Origin of the sequence: Bdellovibrio sp. HCB290 (genome assembly GCF_047305925.1) — a bacterium.
Lineage (GTDB): Bacteria > Bdellovibrionota > Bdellovibrionia > Bdellovibrionales > Bdellovibrionaceae > Bdellovibrio.
Genome location: NZ_CP178620.1, coordinates 1,226,370 through 1,242,124, shown reverse-complemented (window position 1 = coordinate 1,242,124; position 15,755 = coordinate 1,226,370). Strand labels below are relative to the sequence as shown.

The 15,755-nt window shown below is 46.5% G+C and carries 21 protein-coding genes; 11 read left to right on the top strand and 10 right to left on the bottom strand.

Going from position 1 to position 15,755, the window contains the following annotated elements; genetic code table 11:
* Positions 1 to 41: 41 nt before the first annotated feature.
* Together ACLVWU_RS06140 and orn are read left to right on the top strand one after the other, a co-directional pair.
* Entirely contained in the window at positions 42 to 443 is a 402-nt protein-coding gene (locus ACLVWU_RS06140; RefSeq protein WP_413578106.1) for a response regulator, read from the top strand.
* A 26-nt stretch (positions 444 to 469) separates the two neighbouring features.
* On the top strand, positions 470 to 997 hold the full coding sequence (gene orn, locus ACLVWU_RS06135; RefSeq protein ID WP_413578105.1) for an oligoribonuclease: 528 nt from the start codon (positions 470 to 472) through the stop codon (positions 995 to 997).
* A 14-nt stretch (positions 998 to 1,011) separates the two neighbouring features.
* Here orn and ACLVWU_RS06130 read toward each other — a convergent pair whose 3' ends face one another.
* A complete protein-coding gene (locus ACLVWU_RS06130; RefSeq protein WP_413578104.1) occupies positions 1,012 to 2,418 on the bottom strand; it encodes a sigma-54-dependent transcriptional regulator in 1,407 nt (468 codons plus the stop codon).
* Between the two features lie 371 nt (positions 2,419 to 2,789).
* On the opposite strand from ACLVWU_RS06130, the gene ACLVWU_RS06125 reads away from it, so the two are divergent.
* Positions 2,790 to 3,050, top strand: coding sequence for a CsbD family protein (locus ACLVWU_RS06125; protein ID WP_413578103.1), 261 nt, complete (start codon positions 2,790 to 2,792; stop codon positions 3,048 to 3,050).
* A 99-nt stretch (positions 3,051 to 3,149) separates the two neighbouring features.
* On the opposite strand, the gene ACLVWU_RS06120 is transcribed toward ACLVWU_RS06125, so the two are convergent.
* The gene (locus ACLVWU_RS06120) at positions 3,150 to 3,455 is read right to left on the bottom strand and encodes a hypothetical protein (RefSeq protein ID WP_413578102.1); all 306 of its coding nucleotides are present in this window, start codon (positions 3,453 to 3,455) and stop codon (positions 3,150 to 3,152) included.
* Between the two features lie 215 nt (positions 3,456 to 3,670).
* Here ACLVWU_RS06120 and ACLVWU_RS06115 point away from each other — a divergent pair, with 215 nt between their 5' ends.
* The 3 genes from ACLVWU_RS06115 to ACLVWU_RS06105 all read left to right on the top strand — a co-directional run bounded on the left by ACLVWU_RS06115 (position 3,671) and on the right by ACLVWU_RS06105 (position 5,229).
* Positions 3,671 to 3,919 (top strand): hypothetical protein, encoded by a 249-nt coding sequence (locus ACLVWU_RS06115; protein ID WP_413578101.1) that lies wholly within the window; start codon positions 3,671 to 3,673, stop codon positions 3,917 to 3,919.
* 147 nt (positions 3,920 to 4,066) lie between these two features.
* Positions 4,067 to 4,360, top strand: a complete 294-nt coding sequence (locus tag ACLVWU_RS06110) for a hypothetical protein (protein ID WP_413578100.1) — start codon at positions 4,067 to 4,069, stop codon at positions 4,358 to 4,360.
* A gap of 167 nt (positions 4,361 to 4,527) precedes the next feature.
* On the top strand, positions 4,528 to 5,229 hold the full coding sequence (locus ACLVWU_RS06105; RefSeq protein WP_413578099.1) for a hypothetical protein: 702 nt from the start codon (positions 4,528 to 4,530) through the stop codon (positions 5,227 to 5,229).
* A 92-nt stretch (positions 5,230 to 5,321) separates the two neighbouring features.
* Here ACLVWU_RS06105 and ahcY read toward each other — a convergent pair whose 3' ends face one another.
* The 3 genes from ahcY to ACLVWU_RS06090 all read right to left on the bottom strand — a co-directional run bounded on the left by ahcY (position 5,322) and on the right by ACLVWU_RS06090 (position 8,397).
* Positions 5,322 to 6,752 carry an adenosylhomocysteinase gene (gene ahcY / locus ACLVWU_RS06100; protein ID WP_413578098.1) on the bottom strand — a complete coding sequence of 477 codons (1,431 nt, stop codon included), beginning with the start codon at positions 6,750 to 6,752 and terminating at the stop codon, positions 5,322 to 5,324.
* 45 nt (positions 6,753 to 6,797) lie between these two features.
* Positions 6,798 to 7,562: a type I methionyl aminopeptidase gene (gene map / locus ACLVWU_RS06095; RefSeq protein ID WP_413578770.1), complete on the bottom strand. Its 765-nt coding sequence runs from the start codon at positions 7,560 to 7,562 to the stop codon at positions 6,798 to 6,800.
* Positions 7,563 to 7,977: 415 nt separating this feature from the next.
* Positions 7,978 to 8,397 (bottom strand): SWIB/MDM2 domain-containing protein, encoded by a 420-nt coding sequence (locus ACLVWU_RS06090; protein WP_088614146.1) that lies wholly within the window; start codon positions 8,395 to 8,397, stop codon positions 7,978 to 7,980.
* Positions 8,398 to 8,696: 299 nt separating this feature from the next.
* On the opposite strand from ACLVWU_RS06090, the gene ACLVWU_RS06085 reads away from it, so the two are divergent.
* Together ACLVWU_RS06085 and ACLVWU_RS06080 are read left to right on the top strand one after the other, a co-directional pair.
* Positions 8,697 to 9,095 carry a J domain-containing protein gene (locus ACLVWU_RS06085; RefSeq protein ID WP_413578097.1) on the top strand — a complete coding sequence of 133 codons (399 nt, stop codon included), beginning with the start codon at positions 8,697 to 8,699 and terminating at the stop codon, positions 9,093 to 9,095.
* 40 nt (positions 9,096 to 9,135) lie between these two features.
* Positions 9,136 to 10,392 (top strand): sensor histidine kinase, encoded by a 1,257-nt coding sequence (locus ACLVWU_RS06080; protein ID WP_413578096.1) that lies wholly within the window; start codon positions 9,136 to 9,138, stop codon positions 10,390 to 10,392.
* 3 nt (positions 10,393 to 10,395) lie between these two features.
* Here ACLVWU_RS06080 and ettA read toward each other — a convergent pair whose 3' ends face one another.
* On the bottom strand, positions 10,396 to 12,066 hold the full coding sequence (ettA, locus tag ACLVWU_RS06075; RefSeq protein WP_413578095.1) for an energy-dependent translational throttle protein EttA: 1,671 nt from the start codon (positions 12,064 to 12,066) through the stop codon (positions 10,396 to 10,398).
* A gap of 171 nt (positions 12,067 to 12,237) precedes the next feature.
* Here ettA and ACLVWU_RS06070 point away from each other — a divergent pair, with 171 nt between their 5' ends.
* A complete protein-coding gene (locus tag ACLVWU_RS06070) occupies positions 12,238 to 12,510 on the top strand; it encodes a hypothetical protein (RefSeq protein ID WP_413578094.1) in 273 nt (90 codons plus the stop codon).
* 36 nt (positions 12,511 to 12,546) lie between these two features.
* On the opposite strand, the gene ACLVWU_RS06065 is transcribed toward ACLVWU_RS06070, so the two are convergent.
* The 4 genes from ACLVWU_RS06065 to ACLVWU_RS06050 are packed head-to-tail and all read right to left on the bottom strand — an operon-like array spanning position 12,547 to position 14,557.
* On the bottom strand, positions 12,547 to 13,299 hold the full coding sequence (locus ACLVWU_RS06065) for a substrate-binding periplasmic protein (RefSeq protein WP_413578093.1): 753 nt from the start codon (positions 13,297 to 13,299) through the stop codon (positions 12,547 to 12,549).
* Positions 13,296 to 13,622: a BolA family protein gene (locus ACLVWU_RS06060; protein ID WP_413578092.1), complete on the bottom strand. Its 327-nt coding sequence runs from the start codon at positions 13,620 to 13,622 to the stop codon at positions 13,296 to 13,298. The genes ACLVWU_RS06065 and ACLVWU_RS06060 overlap by 4 nt, the downstream gene beginning before the upstream one ends.
* A 6-nt stretch (positions 13,623 to 13,628) precedes the next feature.
* Positions 13,629 to 14,216, bottom strand: coding sequence for a hypothetical protein (locus tag ACLVWU_RS06055; RefSeq protein WP_413578091.1), 588 nt, complete (start codon positions 14,214 to 14,216; stop codon positions 13,629 to 13,631).
* Between the two features lie 59 nt (positions 14,217 to 14,275).
* Positions 14,276 to 14,557, bottom strand: a complete 282-nt coding sequence (locus tag ACLVWU_RS06050; protein ID WP_413578090.1) for a hypothetical protein — start codon at positions 14,555 to 14,557, stop codon at positions 14,276 to 14,278.
* Between the two features lie 121 nt (positions 14,558 to 14,678).
* Here ACLVWU_RS06050 and ACLVWU_RS06045 point away from each other — a divergent pair, with 121 nt between their 5' ends.
* Together ACLVWU_RS06045 and ACLVWU_RS06040 are read left to right on the top strand one after the other, a co-directional pair.
* A complete protein-coding gene (locus ACLVWU_RS06045) occupies positions 14,679 to 15,092 on the top strand; it encodes a hypothetical protein (RefSeq protein ID WP_413578089.1) in 414 nt (137 codons plus the stop codon).
* Positions 15,089 to 15,733: an RluA family pseudouridine synthase gene (locus ACLVWU_RS06040; protein WP_413578088.1), complete on the top strand. Its 645-nt coding sequence runs from the start codon at positions 15,089 to 15,091 to the stop codon at positions 15,731 to 15,733. Before ACLVWU_RS06045 ends, ACLVWU_RS06040 begins: the two co-directional genes overlap by 4 nt.
* Positions 15,734 to 15,755 lie beyond the last annotated feature (22 nt).

Sequence of the window (15,755 nt, the reverse complement as noted above, 5' to 3'; positions counted from 1 at the left end):
GGTTTTTTGACTCCCCCGCCCCGGTTTGCCATAATGGGCCCATGATTATTCAATCTCCATCACGTAACGGCAAACTACTGATCATCGACGACGAAGAGGACCTGCGCGAGGTTCTGACCGCCATTCTGGAAGACTCGGCAAGCCAGATCGATACCGCAGCCAATGGCATCGAGGGCATCGAAAAGCTTAAATCCAATCACTATGACGCCATTTTGTCTGACGAAAAGATGCCGAAGAAATCGGGGCTGGAAGTCTTAAAGTGGATGCGCGAAAACGGCATCGATACTCCGTTCATCATGCACACCGGTTACGGTCAGAAGGAGATCATCCAAGAGGCCCAAAAGTTGGGAGTGTTTGCGCTGATCGATAAACCGTGGAACGAGAAAAAGCTGATTGAAACAGTCAAAACAGCTTTGCAAAGTGGCACTGCTGCGCCAAAATAGTGCTTTAGAACAGGAAGAAGACTTATATGGAAAAACTATTTTGGCTTGATATGGAGATGACCGGCCTTGATGTGGAAAAAGAACGCATCATCGAAGTTGCCGCGATCGTCACAGATTTAAATTTTAAAGAGCTGGATGTTTTTGAAACCGTGATCAAGCAACCACAAAAGTTCCTGGACAGCATGGATGCCTGGAATACCGAGCACCACAAGAAATCAGGCCTTACTGCCAAAGTTCCAAACGGCATGCCCGAAGACCAAGCGGAAGCGATGCTGGTCGATCTGGTTAAGAAGCATTGGCCGGAGCCAAAAGATCGTCCCGTAATGGCAGGAAACTCCATTATGCAGGATCGTCTGTTCATTAATAAGTACATGCCGGATCTGGCAGGACGCCTGCACTATCGCCAGGTGGACGTGTCTTCTTGGAAAGTGATCATCAATAACAAGTTCCGCTACGTTTATCAAAAAACCAACAGCCACCGCGCTTTGGACGATATCCGTGAAAGCATCCAGGAACTTCGTCACTACTGTGACAACTTGAGTTTTAAAAAATAAACTATCACCCACTCCTAATGTTGCAGGGACTCCCCGTCCTGCAATTTGCGGTACAGGGTTTTGCGATCAATCCCCAAGGTTCTTGCCGTCAAATCTTTGACCCGGTCACACTTTTCAAAAACGAATTGGATATACTTACGTTCGACTTCGTTTAAAGGTGCGACTTGGTGGCCGTATCTGAAAATAAAAGTATTTTGATTTTCCACGTCATCGTCAGCGTCCTCGGTTAATACCGGCTCATCAAACATCAAAAACGACGACACGTCGATTTCAGAGTCTGAACTTAGAACTACGGCGCGCTCGACCGTGTTTTCCAGCTCGCGCACATTGCCCCGCCAGTGCTGGGTCAAAAGGAATTCTTTGGCAGCTTTAGTGAAGCCGGTGATCTTGGAGCCGTTCAGGTCCGAGAATTTCTTTAAGAAGAACTCTGCCAGAGGCAGGATGTCTTCGCGGCGCTCGCGTAGCGGGGGAATCAAAATTGGAATGACGTTTAAACGGAAGAACAAGTCTTCGCGGAAACGCTTTTCATAAACTTCGGTGCGCAGGTCCTTATGTGTCGCAGTAATAATGCGCACATCAATGGGGCGTGGTTGGTTTTCACCGACGCGTTTGATTTCTTTTTCCTGCAGAACTCGTAAAAGCTTTGCTTGAAGTGCCAGGTTTAAGTCCCCGATTTCATCCAAAAACAAAGTGCCACCGTTGGCTTCTTCGAACATTCCTATTTTTTTATCGTGAGCCCCGGTGAAGGAACCTTTAGCGTGACCAAACAGTTCAGACTCCAACAGGTTTTCTGGAATCGCCGAGCAATTGATTGCCACAAACGGCTTATCACTGCGGCCTGACCAATTATGGATGGCTTTCGCAAAGACCTCTTTCCCGACGCCCGACTCCCCGGTGATGGAAACTGTCGCGGTACTTTTTGCGACTCGCTTTGCGAGTTCCATTATAAGTCGAATGCTTTCACTTTTTCCGATGATACCGTGGGGACTTAAACCTTTACTTTGATCGATGGCATCGCGCAGGTTTTTGTTTTCGCGATTTAGGTAATTGAATTTAAAGGCCCGCTGCGCCGAGATCAGCAACTGCGGAAAGTGAATGGGCTTTACAACAAAATCGTAGGCCCCGGCTTCGATTGCGCTGACGGCCGTATCCACGTCGTTGGAAACAGTGATCAAAATGATCGGGACCATCAATCCTTCGTTACGCATCTGGCGAATGAAATCTAAGCCCGACATCTTTGGTAAATTTAAATCAGTGATAATGGCATCGGGTGCTATTTTTCGGGATTTCAAATTTTGCAAAGCTTCCAAGGGATCTTCGCAGTGATGCACTTGAATATCTTTTTGGCGGAAATACGCGACAGCTAACTCGGCCAAATCTAAATCGTCTTCGATCAATAGTATGTGTTTTGGAGAATTCATATTTTTTCAGCGCCTCCATTTCGATGCACCCATTAAAACGAGTGAGGAATTTAGCTACAACCCCAAAGTCCTTTTATGCCCCATTCGTAATCTTTTTAAGATTCTTTCCTTAGTAGATTCGAGTTGAGGTGTTAGGTCCTGCGGCATCGGAAATGCACAATGAGTTTTTATCCAGGGCGACAAAGCCCCCGTTAGCAGAAAGAAGGAACAACAATTATGTTGCAGAAAAAAATCACTTATCATCACAGCACTTGCAGCAACAGCAACATTTGAAGTGAGCAGCACCAACCGACGTTTGTCCACGTCAGACATTGATGGGAAACAAAGCATCTAAAGCTGTGATCCTAGTAAAATACCAATAGGAGGTAGTTATGAATAAAGATGTCATTCAAGGTAAATGGAAAGAAATCAAAGGCGAACTTCGCAAAACCTGGGGCAATATCACTGACGATGAGTTAGAAAAAACCAAAGGTGATGCCACAGCGATTGCCGGAATCGTGCAACAACGCTACGGCTTGGCCAAAGAAGATGCCTCTAAAAAAGTGTCTTCATTAATGGACAAGTACGCTGAATCCACCAAAGACAGCTTGCGCGAAAATCGCGATGAAGCTAACCGCAAACGCGATCACTAGATCTTATTGTCCGTGACTGGATTTCCTTCAGCGGTCACGGGTTTCTCCGCCGCCCTTTCGTTGTTTTCCGCCGAATTCGACGGAGGGGCGGTCTCTCCCCTAAGACTCAAGCTTTCTTAAATGATTATTCAAAGCAACGAGCAACACCTGCACCGAAGTCAGCACTCCGACCTTATCAGAAGCGGAAGCGCGAAGCTCCAGCTCCTTGGCCATCACCGTCAAATCACCGAACTCGAAAGTTTCGGCATTACCTTTAATTTGATGACCCATTTTTTTTGCGAGCTCGAAATCCATCGTTTCGCCTGTCACAACATTGCTGAGTTCGCCGATGCGACGATGCAAATAACGAATCTGACCTTCAACTGACACTTTAAAATCATCATCCATGCTCTCACTGTTGTGCACCTAAGGCCCACAGTCTAGAGAAAAGTCCCATAATTCACCATTAATGCACTCTTTATCCCACATCTCCCCTGCGTGGGGATTTATGCCCCTGCATTTTCCCTCATCGCATTTGTACTCAAATATATCGAGTGCTCCCTGTGGCATCTCGGTTGCAACTATATCTACACATGAATATGGCGGGGACAAATATCCCGCCACCTTTAAAGGAGAAAACCATGAAACTTGTTACTTCACTTTTACTTGCTGGTCTTATGATGGGTGTCGCTTCTTACAGCTTTGCGGATGACATCAAAGAAACAACCAAAGAGATCCAGCAGGACACAACTAAGAATGTCAAAAAAGGTAAAAACCGTGTTGAAGAAACGGCCTGTGAAATGGTGAACGGCAAAATGGAGTGCGCCGGAAAAAAACTAAAAAATCGTGCTTCTGAAGCAGGTGAAGAAGTTAAAGACATGGCGAACTAGTTCTTTTTATTAACCGCTTCAGCCGGAGTTCATCATGATTAGCAAAAATATACTCATCATCGCAGCGGTCGCTCTGCAAAACCCAACTATGACTCTTCAGCTCTTAACGGTGACGGCGCATCGGATTCCTACGATGCCGGCCTGACGTTGGGAGTTCAAGCCCCTCTTTATGGTATTCGCGTTTGGGGTACCTACATCCTGACCGGGGGATTGAATCCAGAAGAAATTGGCGGAGTCGATGTGAAGTTCAATGATCTTAAAGGTTACCGTGTCGGCGCCGGCATTTATGTCAAAAGCGTCAGCATCAACCTTGAGTATCAGGACGCAACTTATGACTCTACAACGATTGAAAACGCCGGTCCCCTGTCTGGGAACCTAGATGGCATCGAAGGACGCAATAAGAGCTATATCGTAAGCTTGTCCTTCCCTGTCACTCTCTAACCACCCTTCCCCATGCGGGCAGTCTCATTGAGCCGAGCTGCCCGTCCTCTTTCAGTTACGTGAAGAATCTGTTAAGAATCGAATAAAAACTTGTCATCTTATTGAACTTTTGTAACTTCTCTTCTGAACGTTTACTTAGTGAGGGCGAAGTTATTACCCATTGGATAATGTCTCTATTTTTTTCGGCTGCATTCGCGAGTACTCCAACTCCGAAGTCGATCAATTTGGGTGTGCCGTACAAGTACAATCGTAATCAGGCCCTGGTGGAGTTTCATGACCTGATCATCAAGTCCTTTGACGATGCCGGATTCAAAGTGAATATCGTTCTGCGTACAGCTCAAAGCTCGCGACAGATTCTGCTTTCAGGAAAAGTCGATGCTGTGGCTTATGATGATCTTAGTGATACACGGGAAATTGAAAAAGTGGTTATTTCTTCATTTCCGGTGGCAAAGACATTTGCTTCGATTTTTTATTTAAAGTCCTCACCGGTGGATGCGAAGAAACTAAAGAAATACAAAGGCGCTATCTCACTGAACAACGTAAGAATCTTAAAGGCCGCTTCCGAACGTCACTTAAACTTCATTCAAGCCACCAATCCGTTTCACTGCATGCAGCTTCTTTTGGAAAAAAAAGTGGGCTACTGTATTTCCATTCGCGAGGTGGGAATGTCCACGATCAATGCCAATCCCGATGCCAAGGGGAAGGTTGAAATGCTGGAGGAACCCTTTATCGAGTCACCGGTTTATTTTGCGATGAGAGTGGAATTTAAGGATGTTATGCCTAAGGTTGAAGAAGCGATTAAGAAAAGACTGACGGGGGACTTGAGCGCTTACCCCACCATTCGCCCCGCCTTGAATACTTCACCATAAAAAAAGCCCCACTGTTTGCAGCGGGGCTTTTTAGTTTTTGAACCGTTTCCCTTTTTGTGGCGCGAAGCCCTACAAAAAGGGAACTGTTACCTCTAGTAACGGTAGTGTTCAGGCTTGAATGGGCCTGCTGGGTTCATGTGTAGGTATTTTGCTTGTTTCTGAGAAAGCTTAGTCAACTTCACACCTAGTTTGCCAAGGTGAAGAGCTGCCACTTTTTCGTCCAAGTGTTTAGGCAAGCGGTAAACTGCGATCTCTTGGTACTTGTCGCGGTTCATGTAAAGTTCCATTTGCGCCAATACTTGGTTCGTGAATGAGTTCGACATTACGAAGCTTGGGTGACCAGTAGCACAGCCCAAATTCACCAAGCGACCTTTTGCAAGGATGATGATTTGGTTGCCGTTTTTCAAAGTGTGGATGTCCACTTGTGGTTTAACTTCGCGCACTTTTGAATTTTTGTTGATCCAAGCCATGTCGATTTCGATATCGAAGTGACCGATGTTACAAACAATCGCGTTGTTTTTCATTTTAGTGAAGTGCTTTTCAGTGATGATATCGCAGCAACCAGTTGCAGTTACGAAGATATCGCCCAGTGGAGCCGCTTCTTCCATAGTCACAACTTCGAAACCTTCCATAGCTGCTTGCAATGCGCAGATAGGATCGATTTCAGTTACTAGTACGCGAGCACCAAGACCGCGAAGTGAATGCGCAGAACCTTTACCAACGTCGCCGTAACCTGCAACTACGCAGATTTTACCAGCGATCATAACGTCAGTAGCACGTTTGATACCGTCAGCAAGTGATTCGCGGCAACCGTACAGGTTGTCGAATTTAGATTTAGTTACAGAGTCATTGATATTGATTGCCGGAACTTTCAATTTGCCAGCTTTCAACATCACTTCAAGATTGTGAACGCCAGTAGTAGTCTCTTCAGAGATACCGATGATTTTTTTAAGTTCTTTTGCGAAGCGTGGCTCATGCATCATGTTCGTCAAATCACCACCGTCGTCCAGGATCAAGTTGTAACCATCTTTACCCCAGCCAGTGATAGTTTGTTCGATACACCAGTTGAATTCAGTCTCTGTTAGACCTTTCCAAGCAAATACCGGGATACCCGCAGCAGCGATAGCCACAGCCGCGTGATCTTGAGTTGAGAAGATGTTGCAAGAAGACCAACGGATCTCAGCGCCAAGCTCTACAAGTGTTTCAATCAACACTGCAGTTTGGATAGTCATGTGCAAGCAACCAGCGATTTTTGCACCTTTGAATGGTTTTTGTTTGCCGAACTCTTTACGAAGAGCCATCAAACCTGGCATTTCAGTTTCAGCGATAGAGATCTCTTCACGACCCCATTTAGCAAGCTTAGCGAAAACCTCTGGGTTTTCCATCGCTTCTTTACAAACCATGAAGTCACGGTTGTTTTTAGCAGTCGCAGTGTTTTTAGAAGTAGCTGTCTTAGAATTCGCTGCCATAGCAGCTTTCGCGTTCTTTTTCATCGCTTTCCCATTCGTCGTTGTAAGAGCCATTTTAAAACGTCCTTTGTTATTTAAACTAAAAATTAAATTATTGAACTACGGCAGAGTCAGGATCTCGTAACCAGTATCAGTCACCAGCACCGTGTGCTCGTACTGCGCTGACAACAAGCCATCCGCCGTGTTGTAGTACTTCACCGAAGATCCCGGGATGTTGAACTCAACCACATCCTCGACACCTTGATTCACCATCGGCTCGACCGTGATACAGTGAAAAGGAACCAGGCGCTCGCCCTTGCCCTTTTTACCAAACGCCGGAACAAACGGTTCTTCGTGGAATATACGTCCCACACCATGTCCACCGATTTCCTTCACCACAGTGTAACCCTTGCGAGTCACATACTTATAAGTCTCAAAACCAATATCACCCGTGTAACCACGAGGAGTGATAGCCTCAATCCCCTTGTCACGAGCCATCTGCGCCGTTTCCACCAGATCACGAGCTTCATCAGAAACATTCCCGATCATGTACATGCGCGAAGTATCGCCAAAGAACCCATCCATCCAAGCCGTCACATCAACATTGATGATGTCGCCATCTTTCAAGATAACCGAAGAATCCGGAACCCCATGACAAACAACTTCATTAACAGATGTGCAAGTATACTTAGGATACCCATGATACCCAAGACAAGCGGACTTAGCCCCCTTGGTAAGCATGAAATCATTGGCAAGCTCATCAATTTCCTGAGTAGAAATCCCAATTTTCACATATTTTTCAAGATAAGTAAGAGTATCAGCCGCAATCCTGCAGGCCACAGTCATTTTTTTGATCTCTTCAAGAGAAAGAGGCTTAATTCCCATAGGCAAAAGGTATAACACACCCCCCGCCCCATTCCAAGAACAGGATTACGAGTAAGAAACAAGCTCCACCACAATTCAAAAGACCCCAAAAGCCCCAAGCACAAGAGACAGTTATATGAGAAAAGCCCAGTCCCAAAGGGCCAGCCCAACCCAGCGGCGCCAAGTCGCCAAAGGCGACGGCCAGCCAAATCAAAAAGGTCAAAGGAACGCGAACAAGTTCAACTGAGGGATGGTTCAAAAGTGGTCATATGCAAGGCGGAGGGAGCGAACCACAGCGCAGGCGTGCCCCAGGCACGTCGGAGCGAGGACCGCACCCGACAACGCAGCAGATGGCCGCTTTTCAACCATCCCGCCCCGAAGGCAAAAAAAAAGGCCCGGCATAGCCGAGCCTTTTTCCATCTTAGTAAGTCAGCGACTACTTAAGGTGTTTGGAAACAAGTTTAGTCATGTCGAACATGCTAACTTGAGTTTTACCGCCGAAAACTTCTTTAAGTTTAGCGTCAGCGTTGATGTTACGTTTGTTTTTAGAATCTTGAAGATTGTTCTTCTTGATGTAAGCCCAAAGTTTTTTAACAACTTCAGTACGTGGAAGTGGTGAAGCACCAACTACTGCTGCTAGAGCTGCAGATGGAGTCAAAGCTTTCATGAAAGCTGCATTTGGCTTACGAGCAGTTTTTGGTTTAGCTGCTTTTGGAGCTTTTGCTGCTTTAGCTTTTGGAGCTGCTTTTTTAGTAGTAGCTTTTGCTTTAGGAGCTGCTTTTTTAGCAGTAGTTTTTTTTGCTGCAGCTTTTTTAGGAGCAGCTTTCTTAGTAGCTTTTTTAGTAGCTTTTGCCATTGTTAATTCCTCCGTTAGGATTATTGTCTTGTTTATCTCGAATGAGTTAAGTGTGTATCTAAGTCCAGTCGTTTGTCCAAAAAAAAATGCATGACCTTCATTTTTTTTCGCACCCCCTCTAAAAACCGTATTTTTCCCTCTGAAACAGGCTGTTTTGCCTCTCGAGATCCCCGTTTTCCCGACGGAAAAAGCCCGTTTCCCCTCGAGAAACACAGTTTTCAGGAGGGAAAAAGGTCTATTTTTGAGTCGCGAAAGACCTCTGGACTCTAAGAAACCAGCTGTTTTCCGAATAGAAAGGCATGAGTTTTCAGACGAGTTTCAAACAAATCCTAAGAGAAAAGATGGGTCAAGAGCAGACTTCTCAAGGAAATTACTCTTCTGTCATGGATTCAGATCCGATCCACATGGCGTACCTTTTGGGTCACGTGAACAAGGTGGAATTCCAAGGCCCCCGTGGACAATATCCCCGCCCAGCGGTTCGTCCACAACGCAAACCCCACAACTTTTCAGCAGCACAACGCCAGTCCTTCGAGTTCTTGAAGTGCTGGGTCCACGGCCTGTCTGAAGGTTTTACTGAGACTGAATTGAGAAAAGCCTTCCGTCAGGCTGCTCTTATCCTTCACCCCGACCAAGGTGGAAACGCGGAACAGTTCCTTAATTTAAAGGCCCACTTCGAAGTCCTGCGCACAGTGATCTAGGCTTAAGATTCCTTATATAAATCCGAACTGTTCATCACAAATGAACAAGAACTTTTCTGTCGACGACCATCGCAAACGCCTCCTCTACATGCAGATAATGTATGCATTTGGCGCATTCATGTCCGTGTTCTATGTGTTCAGGTTCTCTGGGGCATTCAACTCCCCCCAATATACTGATGTCATGACACCCCTGTCGGTCGCGATAATCCTGGGTCCACCATCCCTGTGGTACTACTTTAAATTATATAGAACCGCCGCGGTCAGCCTGCTGGTCACCTTGATTTCCATGATGATCATGCTGATTTACCTGACCGGGGGCCTGTTTGCGCCGGGGGTGTTCTGGCTAGCAACTATTCCCCTCGCCACCGCCATTCTGTTTGGCACCCGTGGCGCCATCAGTGGGTATTTCATTATATTTGCCACCTGCCTGGTGTTTTGGTTGAACCACCAAATGGGAGTGGCCCCGAATATCATTTCCTCCCCTGATGTCTTCCGCGAAGAAATGACCCTGAACCTGTTTGCTTTTTTTGGGTTCACAATCCTTACGACTCATGTCTATTTGCGTAAGGAAGCTGTCTACACCCAGACTTTACGTGAAAAGAACAATGACGTGGAAAACTTGCTGCGGATCCTTTTACACGACATTGCCAACACCCTTTCATCTATGACCCTGCAGTTGATTCGTGCCAAGGAGGAGCAATCCACCAGCACTACTGAGCTTGAGAAGATGGAACGTGCCGTTCACGAGATCAACAACCTTCTGACGCAGGTCCGACACTTAAAGGCTGTTAAAGACGGAAAAACCAAACTCCCCCTGCGCCCGATGTCACTGGCTAAGATCCTAAGTGATATCTATGAGAACGCGGAATCCCTGGCGAACCCGAAGGGCATTAAGCTTTCTTTGGAGATCGGTCGCGAGAAAATGCTGGTGAATGCCGAGAAAACCATTCTGGGGAACGTGGTGCTTTTAAATATCATCAGCAATGCCGTGAAGTTTTCCCACCCCGGTGATCGCATCGATATCAGAGCATTTACTGACAATACAAATGTTGTGATTGAAATCCAGGACTATGGCGTGGGAATCCCCGAGGCCATTCAAAAAAATCTGTTTGATATTGGCAGCCAGACAAATCGCGCTGGGACCCAGGGCGAAAAAGGCACAGGGTACGGAATGCCGCTGGTGAAGGAATACATTCAAATGCTGGGCGGAACGATCACGGTGATTTCCCGTGAGTCCGCCACTACATCACAACCGCAAGGAACTGTCGTTACATTGCGGTTGCCGTTAGCCGATTAGGCGCTAAACCATTTTGAAGCGGATACGTTTTGGGCCCGCGTTTTCGCCTAGGCGTTTTTTGCGGTCTTCTTCGTATTCTGTGAAGTTTCCAGGATAGAATTCGATTTTAGAGTCACCTTCGAAGGCCATGATGTGTGTGCAAACACGATCCAAGAACCAACGATCATGCGAAATCACCACAACAGATCCACCGAACTCCAATAGCGCTTCCTCGAGGGCACGCATTGTATTGACGTCCAAGTCATTCGTCGGCTCATCCAGAAGCAAAAGGTTTCCGCCCTCTTTCAGGATTTTTGCCATGTTCACGCGATTGCGCTCACCACCCGACAATTGACCAACTTTCTTTTGTTGGTCAGAGCCCGAGAAGTTAAACCAGGAAACGTACTGACGAGATGGAATCTCGCGTGTTCCCAATTGAATGACATCAGCACCGCCAGAAAGCTCTTCAAAGATCGACTTGTTAGGATCCAAAGTTTCACGGGTTTGATCCACGTAGGAAATCTTCACCGTTTCGCCCACTTTGAAGGAGCCGCTGTCAGGAGTTTCTTTGCCAGTGATCATTCGGAACAATGTGGATTTACCCACACCATTCGGGCCGATAACACCCACGATCGCACCTTTAGGGATCGAGAAGCTAACATCGTCCAATAGAACTTTGTGATCGTAAGCTTTGGTAATACCCTTCGCCTCAACCACGATGTCACCCAAACGAGGCCCTGGTGGGATGTAGATGGACATCTCTTGGATTTTCTCTGGAGAAGCTTCTTTCAACAGGTTTTCGTAGTTAGAAATACGCGCTTTGGATTTTGCCTGACGAGCCTTAGCCCCCTGACGAATCCAATCCAACTCTTTTTCCAAAGTTTTAGCTTTACGAGCTTGGTCTTTTTGCTCGTTCGCAGTGCGCTTGTCTTTTTGCTCAAGCCAAGAAGTGTAGTTCCCTTTCCAAGGAATACCTTCACCACGATCCAACTCCAAGATCCAACCCGCAACGTTGTCCAAGAAATAGCGGTCATGCGTTACGGCAATAACAGTTCCTGGGAACTTGGAAAGATATTGTTCAAGCCATGCTACAGATTCCGCATCCAAGTGATTCGTTGGCTCATCCAGAAGCAGGATATCTGGTTCGGACATGATCAAACGAGCCAAAGCCACACGACGTTTTTCACCACCGGAAAGCTTCGTCACACCCATATCGCCATCTGGACAGCGAAGAGCGTCCATCACGATTTCGATCTTTTGATCGACATCCCACGCACCCAAAGCGTCCAATTTTTCTTGAAGCGCTCCTTGCTTGTCGATCAGCTTATTCATTTCATCCGGATCCAAATCAGGATCGGCGAACTTGTCATTGATAGCGTTGTATTCTGCCATTACTTTTGGCAGCTCGCCCATTCCAGCAAAGATATTTTCTTTTACTGTCAGGCTGTCATCCAAGTGTGGTTCTTGCTCGAAGTAACCCACTTTCATAGTTTTCGAAGGGAAAGCTTCGCCCAAGAAATCCTTGTCTGTGCCTGCCATAATTCTAAGCAAAGTGGATTTACCAGAACCATTCAGACCAAGAACACCGATTTTTGCTCCGTAGAAGTAAGAAAGATAGATGTCCTTCAAAACGTAACGATTTGGAGGATATACTTTACTTACACCTTTCATTGTGTAGATAATCTCTTGAGACATGATGTTCCGCCTTCGCAAAGCTACGGCGGACAGGCCGCTCGTAAAAAGTTAATACATGAAGTGCTAACTTATTCAGAGTGAAAATGCTTGTCAAATGGAGTTCCTACGATAACACTATCGCCTTCGTGCATGATGCACGTCCGATAATTTTGAAAATTACAGAATAGGTTCATGAGTAACGACATCGAAATAGCACGTACGACGCGTGTGAACACAACTGAGAAGGAAGCAACGACTGCTTCCACTGCTAAAGAGACAGGCATTAGTGCCGGTAAAAAAGGTCTCTTTGGTAACCTCAATTCAGATCTCAAAAAAGCTCTGGATACGTGGGATGTATTAACTGAAACCGTTTCTCATAAAGTCTCCCCCGAACAAGAACAGCTGCAGGAAGTCAAAAAACTCCTGGGCGACCTGAAGGCAAAATTAGCCCAATTTGATGAATAGCCATTTTAGTGGCGCGGGTTTAGCGGCGCTTCGTAGTTACTTTATTTTATAGTGCTTACGGTGCAAAGCGATCAGGCGATCGATTTCGGCGCGAATTTCCGGTGATAGTTTTTTGTTGTAAGCGACATAGGTGGAAAACGCAGGAGCATCCTCGAGTGCTACACTTTTTAATTTTTCAAGTTTATTGGCAGCTATCACCCCATCAGTGACCGATACCAGGTGAATAAAAACGCCGTCTATTCTTTTATTTTCAACCAGAGTGGATAAACGAACTCCCACATCCTGTCCTGTCAGTGTGATAAAATTGATATTATTCTGCTTGAAAAAATCCGGCACCAGGGATCCCGCCATCTGCCCCACGGTTTTGCCCGACAATTCCTTTACCGAAATAGCGGACCTTCCTTTAAACTGACTTTTAGAGACGATCATACCGGGTTGTTCAGTTATCAGTGGTTCTGTAGAAAAGTGATACTTCTGTTCGCGCTCGGGAGTTTTTACGACCATGAAAAGCATATCCAAGTCGCCGACTTCCAAATCCCGGAACTCGCGCTTTAAGGGAGCCCCCTTCCAGACGACGGTGAGCTTAAACTTTTCTGCGACGGTGGGAAGAATATACTTCATCATGAAGTCGGCCAACGCTCCTTCAGGAGGATTCACCTCAGACATTGTTACATGCGGAGGTGCACTTACTGCGGCAACTCTGAGGAAGGCTTCTGATGCTGCTGATGCTGTTTGCGACACCGCAAAACAAACCCCCGTTAGCAGGAAGACCCACCCCCGCGACTTCATTGTTTAGGTAGCCTTTTTGAGCCACCCCGACATTCCGGTGAAATAAAATTCAGCGCATCTTTTTGAAGGTCGAATTCCGCCGGCGTCAGTGCTTTTTGTGTCAGCGCATGCAGGCCGTTGTTGAATTCAGTTTTTAGAACATCATTCACAGAACGTTGACGGTCAATGCGTGATTTGCCCTCGAACAAAGACGAAACAATCAGCACCTTATAGTGGGTTTCACTGCCCGGCCCCGAGTGCATATGGCTTTCATTTTCGATTTCTAAAATCGAAGGACTTAAAGCGGATGTTAATGACTCGAAAATGCGTGCTTCGCGGTTCATTGGCGTTTACTGCTTACGACGTTTTTCAATTTCAGATTTGATATAATCCATGCCCATTTTAGCCATGACAAAGACGCCTTTTTCTTCAAGCTTCTTTTCCACGTCTTTAGCTTTGCGAAGGGCACGGCCTGCTGCCATTGCCGCCAAGGGATGCCCCACTGGCAGGGAATCAAAACTTCCGTCTTTCTTCCACTCATCAACAACAGTGTCAGCGACTTCCATCACCTTCGGTGCTTTTTGACGAATGATTTCGCTGCCGAAAAATTCGACATGGGCTTTTTCTTCCTCACCCGCCGGGCCACCTTCGTAAGCCATTTCTTCCGGCGCCAACTTGTCGTCAGCGGACCCTGCATTGTAAGTGCCGCTGTCAGGATTGTCGTGAGCCGGGTGCGCAGACACTCCCTCGTTTTGAGCTTCGGTATTGATTTCGTCAGAGGTTGTTGCCGACGCTGTCGAAATTTCTTCGACTTCGTTCATCGCCGTTTCAATATCGGTATCCACCGCAGAATCAAACTCCACGTCCGTATCAGCGTGTGATTTGGAAGTGTTTGAGTGAGCGTGTTTACCATGAGATTTTGGATGCTTCTTGGACATAAGTCCTCCCCTGACATGCTTAAAGCGTACCGCTGATTCGGCCTAAATGGGAAGTCCCATCACAATTGAAAAGGCGCGTCGCTTGCCCGGGAATCCCCATTTGGATCCAGTCTGGCAATTTCCTCTGCCAAATGGGCCTTCATTTCGTCAACATCGTCGTTGTACATCCATAGGAGCTCTTCTCTTAGTTTGGAGAGGCGAAACCTTTGCTCACGGTTTAAGGGCCTTAACTCCTGAATTAGACGGTTCAAACGCAGATCCACGACTCGTTTAAAGTCTCCGTAATCCAGATCATTCTCGTCTTTCAGAAACAATAAGAACTCTTTAATTTCTGCGTGCATAGATTCTCCTGTAAGGACATTTTATGACTTCAGGGCCCTGGTCTCGAGATTTCCGTGTGATCTTGCCAAGAATCAGTGGAAACAAGTACAATCAGGACATTCTTTTTGAAAAGGAAAATCCATGGCTCCAGAAATGGCAGCAAGTTATATCGTCGGGATCATCCCCTCTTTGGCAACCACCGGTGCCCATTACTGGTTTCATCAGAAAAAAACCAACAGCGCTGCATTTCAACAACTGCAAAAAAACCTATCGACCGTGCAAAAGTACTGGTGCGAAAGCCAAGGGCGCATTCTTCCTTTAGAGGACAACTCTGCAAGCAAAGATCAGCAGTCCTTTAAAACCAGTTTGTATATCATGGGTGCCTTGTTTGCATTTATGAGCTGGGCGGGATTTTTCTTTAACATGGTGGTCTTGGCGTCGACTCGTAAATTCGCGATCTCGCGCTTTGAACAAAAGATTTTTGGTTCTGATTTGTGCGCTAAGAATCTTTCTGCCGCAGAAATTGAAACTGTCTTGAGGGACTGCGAAGCATGAATTCACTTGAAATCGTGGCACGTGGTGAAGGATGGCTGGTCATCAACAAACCACCGGGAGTCTCTGTTCACAATGATCCCCGTGATGTCTGCCACCTTCTTGAAAAACAGTTGATCCCTGGAAGCTTTGAGGGAATTCATCCGGTTCACCGCCTGGATAAAGAAACAAGCGGCATTTTGTTGATCGCCCTGAACACCCGCATGGCGAAACAATTGGCCGAGCAATTCCAAGCGCGTACCTGCGAGAAGTATTACTATGCCCTCTTACGCGGTTCGATGCCGGAAAGTCAGGAATGGCAACACTGGAACACTCCCATAACTGATAAGGCCGAGGGCCGCTCCAATCCACAGGGACTTTCCAAGGACCGCGTGGAATCCCGTACTGATTTTAAAGTTATTAAGTCTGATCAATACACCAGTCTGATTGAAGTGCGCCTCTATACAGGCCGCCAACACCAGATCCGCAAGCACAGCGCCCTGGCTAAGCATGCGATCCTGGGGGATACCCGCTACGGTGATCCCAAATTCAATAAACGCATCGCCGAGATCTATAAAACCGACCGAATGTTCCTGCATGCGGGAAAGCTTAAAATCTCTATCGACGGCAAAGAACACACCTTCGAAGCTCCGAGAGAATTTTAAATGAAAAAAACGAAGCTTACGG

What these genes read in the sequence shown, in the direction of transcription:
- ACLVWU_RS06130 (WP_413578104.1), bottom strand. Translation starts at nt 2,418, where the DNA reads ATGAATTCTCCAAAACACATACTATTGATCGAAGACGATTTAGATTTG.
- ACLVWU_RS06050 (WP_413578090.1), bottom strand. Translation starts at nt 14,557, where the DNA reads ATGCACGCAGAAATTAAAGAGTTCTTATTGTTTCTGAAAGACGAGAAT.
- ahcY (WP_413578098.1), bottom strand. Translation starts at nt 6,752, where the DNA reads ATGGCTCTTACAACGACGAATGGGAAAGCGATGAAAAAGAACGCGAAA.
- ACLVWU_RS06090 (WP_088614146.1), bottom strand. Translation starts at nt 8,397, where the DNA reads ATGGCAAAAGCTACTAAAAAAGCTACTAAGAAAGCTGCTCCTAAAAAA.
- ACLVWU_RS06125 (WP_413578103.1), top strand. Translation starts at nt 2,790, where the DNA reads ATGAATAAAGATGTCATTCAAGGTAAATGGAAAGAAATCAAAGGCGAA.
- ACLVWU_RS06080 (WP_413578096.1), top strand. Translation starts at nt 9,136, where the DNA reads ATGAACAAGAACTTTTCTGTCGACGACCATCGCAAACGCCTCCTCTAC.
- map (WP_413578770.1), bottom strand. Translation starts at nt 7,562, where the DNA reads ATGGGAATTAAGCCTCTTTCTCTTGAAGAGATCAAAAAAATGACTGTG.
- ACLVWU_RS06060 (WP_413578092.1), bottom strand. Translation starts at nt 13,622, where the DNA reads ATGAACCGCGAAGCACGCATTTTCGAGTCATTAACATCCGCTTTAAGT.
- orn (WP_413578105.1), top strand. Translation starts at nt 470, where the DNA reads ATGGAAAAACTATTTTGGCTTGATATGGAGATGACCGGCCTTGATGTG.
- ACLVWU_RS06085 (WP_413578097.1), top strand. Translation starts at nt 8,697, where the DNA reads ATGAGTTTTCAGACGAGTTTCAAACAAATCCTAAGAGAAAAGATGGGT.
- ACLVWU_RS06070 (WP_413578094.1), top strand. Translation starts at nt 12,238, where the DNA reads ATGAGTAACGACATCGAAATAGCACGTACGACGCGTGTGAACACAACT.
- ACLVWU_RS06065 (WP_413578093.1), bottom strand. Translation starts at nt 13,299, where the DNA reads ATGAAGTCGCGGGGGTGGGTCTTCCTGCTAACGGGGGTTTGTTTTGCG.
- ACLVWU_RS06040 (WP_413578088.1), top strand. Translation starts at nt 15,089, where the DNA reads ATGAATTCACTTGAAATCGTGGCACGTGGTGAAGGATGGCTGGTCATC.
- ACLVWU_RS06115 (WP_413578101.1), top strand. Translation starts at nt 3,671, where the DNA reads ATGAAACTTGTTACTTCACTTTTACTTGCTGGTCTTATGATGGGTGTC.
- ACLVWU_RS06140 (WP_413578106.1), top strand. Translation starts at nt 42, where the DNA reads ATGATTATTCAATCTCCATCACGTAACGGCAAACTACTGATCATCGAC.
- ACLVWU_RS06045 (WP_413578089.1), top strand. Translation starts at nt 14,679, where the DNA reads ATGGCTCCAGAAATGGCAGCAAGTTATATCGTCGGGATCATCCCCTCT.
- ACLVWU_RS06055 (WP_413578091.1), bottom strand. Translation starts at nt 14,216, where the DNA reads ATGTCCAAGAAGCATCCAAAATCTCATGGTAAACACGCTCACTCAAAC.
- ettA (WP_413578095.1), bottom strand. Translation starts at nt 12,066, where the DNA reads ATGTCTCAAGAGATTATCTACACAATGAAAGGTGTAAGTAAAGTATAT.
- ACLVWU_RS06105 (WP_413578099.1), top strand. Translation starts at nt 4,528, where the DNA reads ATGTCTCTATTTTTTTCGGCTGCATTCGCGAGTACTCCAACTCCGAAG.